We start from the raw sequence: 13,168 nt of genomic DNA on the forward strand, positions 1-13,168 counted from the left end.
AATCTACACCAAATTGTATATTATATGCTGGTTTAAGTTGTCCATTTTTCATATGGTCTTCTTTCATTCTCATAAAAGTTGCGTCATTATCCGTTTTAGAATAACTATTTCGTTCACCCATTATATGAAGGTCTTTAGTATATTTTTTCAATCTATCAATATAATTATTTAATTGCTCTATAGATTTTTGAACGATAGATTTTTTCTTTCCTTTTCCATGAACAAATATTATATTTGATTCTTTTGATATTTTTTTTAGTTTCTTTAAAAGTTTCTTTAAATGATAGATTTTGATTTTATCCTTATAAATTATTTTAATACCAAAATCAATCTCACATTTTAATATGAAGTCAGATATATTATTCATCATTTTAGCCATATTTTTATTTATAGCTTTTTTCCAAACAAAAGTATATCTATTAGCAGATGACTCTATTTTTGTACCATCAATAAATAGAGTGTCCTTTGAAATCTCCTTATTATCTCCAAGAAAGTTTGTAAACTGTGCAATCAAATTTTTGCTTATTGGTGAAAAATGAATACTACGAAATCTTGCAATTGTTGAATGGTCTGGGGCGGAGGCTCCGCCTAGCAGATACATAAAGTTAATATCTCTTTTGCATGCTTTCTCTATTTCTCTTGAAGAATAAATACAGTTCATGTTTGCATATATTATAATTTTCAAAAGTTGTCTAGGGGTTACTCTATTTCCTCTAATTCGAGAATAAGTCTTATATAGTTTTTCTAAGTTCATCTCCTCAATAATTTGACTTAATAACCTTACAGAATCATCTTTTGGAATCATATAATCAATATTTAGTGGTAATTTAAATTGATAATTATCACCATAAATAGTATAATCAAATTGTATAGTGTTTTGTTTTGACATACAATTATTATACAAGAATCCCAGGCTCTTTTGAACTTGGGATTTATTTTTTTTATACAAAATAGGGGCGTAGCACTATTTTCTAGTGTGACAGCCCCTTTTTATTAAATTACTTAAATATATTCTTATTTAAATATAAATGTTATAAATTTGTTTTACAATCACTTCCATATAACCTTACCATCAATATCCTTGACCTCTTGACATCCAGTCAAAATCATAGTCTCACACAACTCATTTCTAATCTTATCTATAAAAAACTCCACACCATCAATACCACCACCAAAAGAAGCAGTAACAAAAGGTCTTCCCATCAAAACAGCATCAGCACCCAAACCAAGCATCTTAACTACATCAACACCAGTCCTAACACCACCATCAACAAGTATTGTTATCCTTCCCTTTACAGCCTTAGCTATATCTGGTAGTACCTCACAAGTACCAGGAGTATAATCAAGCACTCTTCCACCATGATTTGAAACTATAATAGCACTAGCACCAGACTCTACAGCCATCAAAGCATCATCTACAGTCATAATTCCTTTTATAATAAAAGGTAATCTAGTAGACTCAACCAATTCTCTAATTTCATCAATTGTCTTAGGAGAAAAAGGATTTTCTTGAAGCTGATTATTAATCAATCCACAAGCGTCAAGGTCTACACCAACTGCAAAAGCACCTGCTTCTTCAGACAATCTAATCTTTTCTATTATCCTTGAATTCTTCCAAGGCTTTATAAATACAATTCCATTTCCATCATTATCTTTTAACACATCTAAATTATCCAATAAAAAAGTATCTACATTAGTATCTCCAACCATAGCATAAATTCCAGAATTGGAGCAACCTCTAACAACAGGCTCTATGTATTCTCTTTCAGAAACTTTACCACCCATATTCAATATAGTTCCTGAAACAGGTGCAGCGAATATAGGAGAACTCATTTTTCTACCAAATAATTCTATTGATGTATTTGGCTTTGAAACATTATGTATTACTCTCATATTTATCTTTATTTTTTCTAGACTCTTTCTATTTTCAATAAAAGATGAACCACTTCCTTTACCACCCATACCAGGAACATTTCCAGCACAAGCTAATCCATTACAAATTTTACAGACTTTACATGTTCCATTAAAGTTCTCTCTAGCTGATTTTAATAAGTCATTATAATTCATACAAAAACTCTCCTTTTTATAATATTAAAATTAAGCATTACTATATTGAAAATATCTTAATTGTAAATGTAGAGATGATATTATGATGAGTTAAACTAGATAATACATATTAGATATTTTTTATTGTTGTAGGTACTTAAATTATAGCATATAATATAGGTAAATTTTAGAAAAATAAATTTAACTTATTCAAGTATACATTTTGTGGAAATTTAAAAAGACTATATATAGATTTCTTTAAAAATCTATATATAGTCTTTAAGTTTGTGACAATCTTTTTTTACTAATGAATAAATAATACAGAATACAATATATAAAAAAATTTCTCAAAATGCTAAGACAATCCCCATTTACAGAGCAACATCATTATGCTGTGTAAATTTGAATCAACAATGTTTTCACCATATTTAACAATAAAATCTTCTAATTGTGTGTCAATAAATGAATAATATCCACTTTCACTATCTATGTATGCAGTCATTAAGTGTATACATTCATCACTCTTATCTTTATACATATATATCTCCCCCTATATACAATATATAAATTTAGATACTAAATCGTATCATATTAAATAGTTAAGTGTGTCACATCTATGCAGTTCTATATTTATATACTTATAATAATAGTTAAAGTGAGTTTTGACAATGGATTTTGGAAAACTGGATGCTCAAAACGTAAACTTGGATTTTAAAAGAATTAATTAAGGTAGATATATAGCGACATATGGTACATATGACTTAATTAATTGTAAAGATTTTAAACAATTACTTTTATTAAGTTTGTTTAAGTGGTAGAATAACTTGGAGATTAATAATTGTAAGGAGGATATAATATGAGTTTATACAAATTTATATATGATGATAAAGAATATTTATTAAAAGAGGAAAATTGTAGTGCTTTAATAAATGATGAAGAAAATCCAGTTCAAGGAGTAAGTATTTCAAAAATAATTGATATACTTAATGAAGCAGAAGAAGTTGATTTTGATATAGAATATTATCAAGAAGCATGTCCATTATGTTTAGAAGGAGTAAAAGAAAAGAAAAAATTCTTTCCTTTTCTAGAATATCATTTTTATATTTTCAGTAAAGATGGAGAATATGTAATAAGTAATATATCTATTGATTACAAAGGATTATCTTTTAATAAATTATCAAGGTCAAATAAAGTTGATAATAGTTATATTGTAAGTTTGATAATTTGTGAAAATTGTCAGGATTATATAGTTCAGATAGAAAATTGTATAGTTTAGTGTAATATATGTCTTAATTTAAGAGAAATTTCTAAATTGAGACATCAACTTTTTTCAAAAATAGTATGGAAAAGTACTAAATTTATGAGATAATGTAAGTCGGAGGTGAGTTACAATATATAGTAAATATTTGGAAGAGATAGATGATACAATTTTAGATTCAATGTTTAAGCTAACCTTGAATGAAAGATTATTGAATAATAATGATTTTATTCAAAATGAAATTGATATAGTAAAGAATTCAATCGATTGCTATAAAACTGAACAAAATAGTTTGATGTTATTAAAATCAAATTTTTTGCTAGCTTTATTATACGGTATTCAAGGTCTTAGTGAAAAAATGAAAGAGTATATTTTGATTTCCTATAAATATATTGAGCAATACTTACCTAAAGATTATAAATTTTTAGCACGATTCTATTCACAAGTAGCTATTTTAAGTTTAAAAAATGAAGATGTAAATAGGGCAAAATTGTATATAGATAAATTTAACCTTCTTTGTGATGAAAATAATTGTCCAGTTGAAGAAATTATTTTTAAATCACAACTTATTTACATTAAGGCAAGTAAGTGCATAGAATCTTCTATAATAATTAAAGAAATAGAAGGTTTGTATATAAAGGTAAAAAAAATTAACGATTTTAATTGTAAAAAAAAATATTTTTTTATTATTGGTAAAATATATTTTTTGTTTTTAGATGATGCTCTAATTGCTAAAGTAAATTTTTTAAAAGCAAGAAAATATGCAGATTTACTAAAGGACATGGAAATGTCTTCATTATGTAATATAAAGATAGGTGAATGTGAATGTTCATTTGAAAATTATGAATGTTCGATAGAATATTTTAATGAAGCAATAAGCAATAAAAAATATAGAAATGTAAATATAATTCAAAAATATAGAGCGTCAAATAATATAACCAAAATATTAATAAAGACTAAAAATTATTCTATAGCAATAAATAATTTAGCAAAATCTGAAGTATATTTGGAAAAAATTAAGAATCAAAGTTTAAAAGAAGTAGAAAAGTTTGATTTATTTATAAATTTATCCATGTATTACGCAAAAAGTAATGAGAAATCGTTTGAACAGTCAATTTGCTATTTAGATAGGGCTAAAAATATCTTAAGTATGATAAAAAATATAGAAGAATATACAATGTATGCTTTGGAAGTAATTTATCATCAGGCAAAAATATATTATGTCTTTGGAGATTATGAGAATGCCTTAAGTACAAATAAAAAACTCCTTGAAAAATCTAAAAATGCTACAAACTATAATTATGTGAAGTTAGCATACAAGAATATATATTTGTGTTTTGAAAAGATTCAAAATTATGAGATGAGTATGAAATATTTTAAAATGTATTATGAATTAAAAATGATGTATGTAAAAGCTAGAAATAGAAATTATATAGATTCTTTAAATTATAGACATGAATATATAGAAAAAGAAATAAATAACATGAGAAAAGTACAGATTGATTTAGATAAGAAAAAGTATATTGATCATTTAACAAGTGTATATAATAGAGCTTTTTTGAAGGAGTTTTTAGAAAAACAAGAAGTCAGTGAATACAGTACTGTATTTATGATAGATATAGATTATTTTAAAGAATATAATGATACTTATGGACATTATAGTGGAGATATTGCTCTTAAAAATATAGCTATAATAATAAAAAAATATCTAAAAAAAGACATGCTTATGGTAAGGTATGGTGGAGAAGAATTTTTGATATTATCTATATGTAAAGATTATAAAAAAAGTAAAATATTTGGAAGAAAGTTATGTAGGATTGTAAAAAAACTTTCAAAAAATAATTTGACAGTTAGTATTGGTATTGATACATGTAAAAATAGTAGTATAGATATAAGAGAAATAATTGGAAATGCTGATAAAGCCTTATATAAAGCAAAACAAAGTGGGCGAAATAGATGTTTGCATTATCATGATTTTAAGAATTTTTAACTGTTGAAATAGGATTGGTGATTTACTTGAAAAGGAGTTTAATAGAAGATTTAAAGAGAAATATAAACAAGATAGAATATGATATGTTGACTAAATTTTATCTAAATTTGACAGATTTAAACTACATCTTGGATTATCACGAAGACCTTTTAAGTACAAAACTAGAAAATAAGAGTAGAGTCTATGTTTTGTATCTAATCAGTCTTATAAACTATATAAAAAAAGATAGAGAAGCATCATACAATTATTTGACAGAGTCATTAGAATATATTAAAAAATTATCATTGAAAGATGATGCAGATATAATATCTAAGATTTATATTTATCTTACTCTATCATCTATTTCTATAAGAAAATATGATAAGGCAAATAACTTTTATTTATCAGCAAAAAAAATTATAAGACAAAATAACCTGAATGAGTTGTTGGTCTTGTTTAATATGAATTTGTGTGTAGAAATAAGTGCATTATATCAGAATAAAACTGATATAATAGCTTTAGTGGAAGAAGTATCTTTTTTTAAAAATTTAAAAAATAAACCCCTTGTAAGTAGAGCAAACTATATATTTGGAAGAGTTTATCTATATTTATTTAATAACTTTATAAAGAGTATGGAGTACCTGATTGAATGTTTAAGGCTAGCTCAAGAAAATAACTTATACTCTATAGAAGCTTTTTGTAAATGTATAATAAGCTTGTGTTATTTAGAAAGTGGAAATAATGTAGAAGCTATAAAATATATAAATAATGTATTAGATGTTGCACATAATAATAACTCAATATCACTAACTGAAAGAGTGGCTATAAAAATAGACCTTATCTGGGCATATTTAAAAGAAGATATGAATAAAGAAGCAGAAGCTGTTCTAATAAAGACTATAAAATTGATGAAAGTTGTTGAAGGTGTGTATAAGGATTACTTGTATTCATTTATATTTTTATATTCAGCAGAAATTGAGTTAAAGAAAGATAATTGTAATTTTGAAAGAGTAAACGCATATTTAATTTTATCAAAAAATATATATAAAAGCTTTGGAGATGTTTTTATATATAATTCCAAACTAGATTATATATATAAGTTGTATGGAGATTTATATATAAAATTTGGTAATATAGATGAAGGTATAAGCTATTACCTAAAGGGTCTAAATTTAGTTAAAAAGAGTTCATTAAATCCTAAAAAAATGTCTATATTTTATGGGTTGATAGCAAATGGATATGAGTTAAAAAAAGAGTTTAAACTTGCAATAGAATATTATAAAAGTATGGATTGGTATTCTGATAAATGGGAAAAAAATAATTCCTATAAAACGTCTCAAGGAATTCACAAACAATATGAACTTAGACAAAAGCAAGAAAGTTTAAGAGTACTTGTGGATGATAATAAGAAACTAGAAAATGACATTTTAAAAGATGGGCTCACTCAACTGTATAATAGAAGGTATTTGGAACAACAGTTGGATTTATTTAATGGGACTAGAGATAAAAATATGGTCGCAATACTGGTCGATATAGATTATTTTAAAAGTTATAATGATAACTATGGTCATATAGCAGGAGATAAAGTTATAATTAAGGTAACTGATATTATAAGGAATGTATTTATAGATATTACTGAACACATAATCAGATATGGAGGAGAAGAAATTTTAATACTAGTAGATTCTATAGAATCAATAAATGCTGAAGAGATTGATAAAATAGAATTATACATTAAAAGAGTTTTTAAACTTCTTGAATTTGAGAGTATAGAACATATATATTCTAAAATAAAAAACTATATAACTATAAGTGCTGGAGTAAGTATAAAAAGATGTCGTAGTAGAAAAGATATTGAACTATTAATTGAAGATGCAGATAAAAAACTATATAAATCAAAAAAAGCAGGTAGAAATCAATACATTATAATTTAAAATTGAGGTGATTTTGTTGCGAAAAAAAATAGGAATTATAGCCTCTGATATTGAATTAAAAGAAAGAATAGAAGAATTATATAGAGAAGACGTAGAAAATGGAACTATAATAATCGACATACTTAATCTAGACTTAATGGAAAATCAAGGACGTATACTTGTTGAAAAAGGTGCTCAAGCTATAATTGGTAGAGGAGGAGGTTATAGTTTAGTAATAGATACAGTAAATGTACCTGTTATACCTATGAATATGAAGTCAACTGACCTTTTAAGAGCGATAGAAATAGCAAAAAGGTATTCCAAAAAAGTAGTATTAATTTTGGGAGATAATGAAGTTTCCTTTGATTATGTTGGCTGGAGAAATGTTATAAGTACTGAAATAACTGAAGAATGGTTTGAATCTAAATATGAGATAAGAAGTAAAGTTGTAAAATATATAGACCAAAAAGATGAAGTCGTAATAGTAGGTGGAGGTCTAGCATGTTCTTTTGCAAGACAATATGGAATTGATAGTGTATTTGCAACTGCTAGTGATGAATCTATAAGAGAAGCTGTCGAGTATTGCAAAAAATTATTAGATACATTAGGTGAAGAAAAATTTAATAATGAAGTGTTACGGAATATACTTGATGGTATAAAAGATGGAGTAATTGCAATAGATAGTAATGGTAGTATAATTTTATACAATGAAAGTGCAAAAAACATGCTTAAAGTAGAGAGAAAATGTGCACTCAATAAATATATACTAGATGTATTCCCAAAAATGGAGTGGATGTTAGACTGTTTACATGAAAAAGATGATGTAGAAGATAGAAAGATAAGAAATATAAACAACTTAATTGTTAATACTAGAACGACATTGATAAAAGTTGACAATAGTACTTATGGAGTTTTAGGAATAATACAAGATATAACTAAACTACAAAACCTAGAAAGAAAAATAAGATTTGATTTGAATAAAAAAGGTCTTTATGCTAGATATACTTTTGATGATTTTTTATTTAAAGATAAATTAACTAAAGAATTTATTGAAGAAGCTAAAAAAATTGGAAAAAGTGATTACACAACTTTACTCTATGGAGAAAGTGGGTCTGGTAAAGAAATTATAGCCCACAGTATACATAATATAAGTAAAAGAAAAGACAGACCTTTTGTTGCTATAAACTGTGCTACTATAGCAGAAAATTTACTTGAAAGTGAACTTTTTGGATATGAAGAAGGTGCATTTACTGGAGCTAGAAAAGGTGGAAAAAGAGGATTGTTTGAACTTGCTCATGGAGGGACTCTCTTTCTAGATGAGATAAATAGTCTATCCTTTAATATTCAAACCAAACTACTAAGAGTAATAGAGGAACGTCAAATAATGAGAATAGGTTCTGATTATATAATACCTCTAGATATAAGAATCATAGCAGCAACGAACGAATCTTTAACAGAAAAAATAGTTATGGGTACATTTAGGGCAGACTTATTTTATAGATTGAGTAGTTTAGAGATAAATATACCTCCTTTAAGAGATAGAAGAGAAGATATAATACCATTATTTAATAATTTTGTAAATGAAGTGTTAAAAGATGATGGTCTTAATGGAATAAACAGCATAGATGAAAATTTTGTTTTGCCCAAAGATGAAATGGATAATCTATATAATTATAGTTGGCCTGGGAATGTAAGAGAGCTAAAGACAATAGCTCAAAAATATGTTGTGACAGGTAAAATTAAATTAAGACAAAATCAAGATTTTAGAACTAAAAAAATGTCACCTGATTCTGAAATAGATAAATTTAATTCTGAAACGACAGCAAGTGCAGAAGTTCAAGATGAGGCTATAGATATAAGTAAAATACATGATGGTAAGGTAAGTATTGATATAAAAGAAGTAAATAAGTATGTTGAAGAAAAAATAATAAATATGCTTTTTGCTCAGGGGCTTTCTAAAAATGAAGTTGCACAAGTTCTTGGAATAAGCAGGACATCTTTATGGAAAAAATATAACAAAAATATTTAAATACAACTACATATATTCTTTTAAAAATAATGTTAATTTTTTGAAACAAGTGTTAATAAAAATTAACATTATTTTTTTGTTAATTTTTATTTTTTTAGACAAGCATATATATTCATAAGAGAAACAACTAAAATACTTAATTTAATAATGAAAAAAATCAGAATTCTAAACAAAACCAGTTTTACATAAAATAAAATTTATTGGCATGCTAATTGCTTAATATATAATGTGAGAGTAAATACAATTTTAGGGGTGATGGTATGAGTCAAAGTATGGTTGGTAAGCATGCAATGTGGCCAAAAGAAAATGATGTTATATTTAGCTTATCTGGTAGAGCTCAAGCAGCAGAAAAAGCTTTGGGCATGGATAATGTAATAAATGCAACAATAGGTGCTCTAATGGATGATTCAGGAAAATTAATAACAATGAAAACTGTATATGAAGAATATAAGGCATTAGACAACTGTGAGATAGGTGCATATGCGGCTCTTGAAGGTCAGCCAGATTACTTAGAAGCAGTTAAAAAAGTATTTTTCAGAGATTACTTACCAGAAGTACATATAAGAGTATTAGCTTCACCAGGAGGAAGTGGTGCAATAAAATTAGCTGTATGGAACTATACTAATGAAGGTGATGAGGTTTTAACATCTGATTGGTTCTGGAGTCCATATGTAAGTATAGCTGAAGAAGCTAATAGAAAAGTAGTTAATTACCAATTGTTTGATGAAAATAGAAGGTTTAATTTTGAATCATTTAAAGAAAATTTTATAAATATAGCAGAAAAACAAGATAGAGTTTTTACAATTATAAACACACCAGCTCACAATCCAACTGGATATAGTGTTGCAGATGATGAATGGGATAAAATATTAGGCTTATCAAAAGAAGTTGCAAAAGATAAAGATAAAAAGATAATATTTTTCGTAGATTCAGCATATATTGACTTTGCAGGTGATGATGATGTATGTAGAAAGTTTTTTAAGAAATTTTCTAATTTACCTGAAAACGTTCTCGTATTAGTTGGATTCAGTATGTCAAAAGGATTTACAGCTTATGGTATGAGAATGGGTGCTATAATTTGTATCTCTTCAAGTGAGGATGTAGCTGAAGAGTTCCATTATTCATGTGTTCATTCATGTAGAGCAAACTGGTCAAATTGTAATAGAAGTGCTATGGCAGTATTATCTAACATTGTAAATGACCCTAAAAAATTCAAAGAATATGAGGATGAAAAAGAAATATACAAAAACATGCTTACTAGAAGAGCAGATGTATTTGTAAAAGAAGCTGAAAGAGTAGGATTAGAAATTCTTCCATATATAGCAGGTTTCTTTGTAAGTATACCATGTGATAATCCAAGAGAAGTATGTGAAGAATTAACTAAACATAATCTATTTACAGTTCCACTAAAAATGGGCTTAAGATTTGCAGTTTGTGCAGTTTCAGAAGAAAAATGTAAGAAAGCTCCAAGTATTATAAAAGAAGCACTTGAAAGTTTAGAAGTAAAAATAAATAATTAATTTCATTGAACAAATTGGGTGGACTATGAATTTAATAATTGTAGATGGAGGGAATTTTATATGAAACAATTGATGACAGGTAATGAAGCAATTGCACGTGGAGCCTATGAGGCTGGTGTTAAATATGCATCTGCATATCCAGGGACTCCAAGTACAGAAATATTAGAAAATATAGCAACATATAAAGATGCAATAGTTGCAGAATGGGCTCCAAACGAAAAGGTAGCACTTGAGGCTGCTATAGGGGGTTCAATTGCAGGAGCAAGAACAATGGCTTCTATGAAACATGTTGGTGTGAATGTTGCAGCTGATCCAATATTTACTTATGCATATACAGGAGTAAATGGTGGTATGGTACTTATTACAGCAGATGAACCGGGAATGCATTCATCTCAAAATGAGCAAGACAATAGGATGTATGCAAAATTTGCAAAGATACCTTTATTTGAACCATCAACTAGTCAAGAAGCTAAAGATATGATAAAAGAAGCTTTTGAAGTTAGTGAAAAATATGATACACCAGTTTTATATAGAGTTACAACAAGACTCTGTCATTCAAAAGGATTAGTAGAATGCTATGATAGAGAAGAAATTGAAATTAAAGAGTATATTAAAAATGCTAAGAAGATGGTAACTGTTCCAGCAAATGCTCAAATAAGAAGAGGCGTTGTTGAAGAAAGAATGGAAATTCTTAAAAAATTCTCAAATGAAACTGATTTAAACTACTATGAGATAAATGATACAAAAATAGGTGTTATAGCTTCAGGTATGTGTTGTAATTTTGCTAAAGAAGTCTTTGGAAAAAATGCATCATATATGAAATTAGGATTTACAAATCCATTACCTTATGAAAAAATAAAAGAATTTGCAGATAAAGTTGATAAAATATATGTTATAGAAGAGAATGACCCATTTATAGAAGAACAAATAAAAGCGTATGGAATAGATTGTATTGGAAAAGATGTAATACCTCCATATGGAGAAATGACACCAGATGTTTTAAGAAAAGCTATATTTGGAAAAACAAATGATACTATAGAATACAAAGCTGAATTAGTAACGCCAAGACCACCAAGTTTCTGTGCAGGATGTCCACATAGAGGATTCTTTTATGAACTTGGAAAAAGAAAAAATTTAATAGTTGGTGGAGATATAGGATGTTATACTCTTGGATTTGCTCCTCCATATAATGGAATAGATTATGTTGTTTGTATGGGTTCTGCTTTTGGAACTGCACATGGAGCTCAAAAAGTTCTTAATATGAAGGATGGTAATGAAAAAAGATTAGTAGGTGTACTTGGAGATTCAACATTCTTCCATACAGGAATAAATGGACTTTTAGATGTAGTTTACAATAGAGGTAATTCTATATCAATTATATTAGACAATAGAATAACTGGAATGACAGGTCACCAAGAAAATCCAGGTTCAGGATATACTTTACAAGGTGCTAAAACTAAAGAAGTTGATATAGAAGGATTAGTTAAAGCTTGTGGAGTTGAACATGTAAGAGTTATAGACCCTAACAATCTAAAAGAAGTAAATGAAGCATTAGATTGGGCTTTAGCTATAGAAGATGAACCATCAGTAATAATAACAAGATGGCCATGTGTGCTTAAGAAATTCTCTAAAGAAGATATAGAAGAATTCAATAATCCATTTAAGACTAAGTGTAAAGTTAACCATGATAAATGTATAGGATGTAAATTATGTTTGAAAACTGGATGTCCAGCCCTATCATTTGATAAAGAAAATAAATTATCAAATATAGATAGAAATCAGTGTGTAGGATGTGGAGTATGTTCACAAGTTTGTCCAAAACAAGCAATAGTTAAGGAGGAAAAATAATATGACTAAGAGTATACTTTTGGTAGGTGTAGGAGGTCAAGGAACTATACTTGCTAGTAAATTATTAACTATGGGATTGATGGAAGCTGGATATGATGTAAAAATGAGTGAAATACATGGAATGAGTCAAAGAGGCGGTTCAGTTTCTTCACAAGTTAGATATGGAGACTGTGTCCATTCTCCGGTTATAGAAATTGGTGGAGCAGATATATTAGTATCTTTTGAAAAGATGGAAGCTTTAAGATGGTTCAATTATTTAAGACCAGAAGGAAAAGCTTTAGTAAATAATCATAGAATAGACTCTATGACTGTTTTAATCGGAGGAGCTGAATATCTAGAGAGTGATATAGATGCAGAGTTGAATAGATTAAATGCAAAAGTTATAAATGCTGCTGATAAAGCTGAAGAATTAGGAAATTCAAAAATAATGAATGTTATTTTATTAGGATGTCTAGTTAAATCTATGCAACTAGAGTCTATTGATTGGGAAAAAATTATAAGTGAAAATGTTAAACCAAAATTTGTTGAATTAAATATAAAAGCTTTCCATGAAGGTATGGAAATGGTTAGCAAATAGTTTATAAT

Annotated in this window: 10 protein-coding genes; 7 read left to right on the forward strand and 3 right to left on the reverse strand. The window is 27.3% G+C overall.

What is annotated here, in order from left to right:
- The 3 genes from KGF42_RS12435 to KGF42_RS12445 all read right to left on the reverse strand — a co-directional run.
- The coding region (locus KGF42_RS12435) for a transposase (protein ID WP_227826430.1) at nt 1-889 on the reverse strand (889 nt) is incomplete at its 3' end.
- 161 nt (nt 890-1,050) lie between these two features.
- The gene (locus tag KGF42_RS12440; RefSeq protein WP_227822388.1) at nt 1,051-2,067 is read right to left on the reverse strand and encodes an alpha-hydroxy-acid oxidizing protein; all 1,017 of its coding nucleotides are present in this window, start codon (nt 2,065-2,067) and stop codon (nt 1,051-1,053) included.
- 334 nt (nt 2,068-2,401) lie between these two features.
- On the reverse strand, nt 2,402-2,584 hold the full coding sequence (locus tag KGF42_RS12445; RefSeq protein WP_054274392.1) for a hypothetical protein: 183 nt from the start codon (nt 2,582-2,584) through the stop codon (nt 2,402-2,404).
- 318 nt (nt 2,585-2,902) lie between these two features.
- Here KGF42_RS12445 and KGF42_RS12450 point away from each other — a divergent pair, with 318 nt between their 5' ends.
- The 7 genes from KGF42_RS12450 (at nt 2,903) to KGF42_RS12480 (ending at nt 13,160) form a co-directional block, all read left to right on the forward strand.
- Complete coding sequence (locus KGF42_RS12450) at nt 2,903-3,322, forward strand: DUF3785 domain-containing protein (RefSeq protein ID WP_107595041.1); 420 nt, start codon at nt 2,903-2,905, stop codon at nt 3,320-3,322.
- 130 nt (nt 3,323-3,452) lie between these two features.
- A complete protein-coding gene (locus tag KGF42_RS12455) occupies nt 3,453-5,294 on the forward strand; it encodes a GGDEF domain-containing protein (protein WP_227826431.1) in 1,842 nt (613 codons plus the stop codon).
- An 83-nt stretch (nt 5,295-5,377) separates the two neighbouring features.
- Nucleotides 5,378-7,207, forward strand: a complete 1,830-nt coding sequence (locus tag KGF42_RS12460) for a GGDEF domain-containing protein (protein WP_306800922.1) — start codon at nt 5,378-5,380, stop codon at nt 7,205-7,207.
- Between the two features lie 7 nt (nt 7,208-7,214).
- Nucleotides 7,215-9,215 carry a sigma 54-interacting transcriptional regulator gene (locus KGF42_RS12465; RefSeq protein WP_227822385.1) on the forward strand — a complete coding sequence of 667 codons (2,001 nt, stop codon included), beginning with the start codon at nt 7,215-7,217 and terminating at the stop codon, nt 9,213-9,215.
- Nucleotides 9,216-9,475: 260 nt separating this feature from the next.
- Entirely contained in the window at nt 9,476-10,735 is a 1,260-nt protein-coding gene (locus tag KGF42_RS12470; protein WP_227826432.1) for an aminotransferase class I/II-fold pyridoxal phosphate-dependent enzyme, read from the forward strand.
- Between the two features lie 60 nt (nt 10,736-10,795).
- A complete protein-coding gene (gene iorA / locus KGF42_RS12475; RefSeq protein WP_227822383.1) occupies nt 10,796-12,583 on the forward strand; it encodes an indolepyruvate ferredoxin oxidoreductase subunit alpha in 1,788 nt (595 codons plus the stop codon).
- 1 nt (nt 12,584) lies between these two features.
- Nucleotides 12,585-13,160, forward strand: coding sequence for an indolepyruvate oxidoreductase subunit beta (locus KGF42_RS12480; RefSeq protein ID WP_227822382.1), 576 nt, complete (start codon nt 12,585-12,587; stop codon nt 13,158-13,160).
- Nucleotides 13,161-13,168: the final 8 nt, after the last annotated feature.

The sequence above is a fragment of the Clostridioides sp. ZZV15-6383 genome (assembly GCF_020657735.1).
GTDB lineage: Bacteria > Bacillota > Clostridia > Peptostreptococcales > Peptostreptococcaceae > Clostridioides > Clostridioides difficile_D.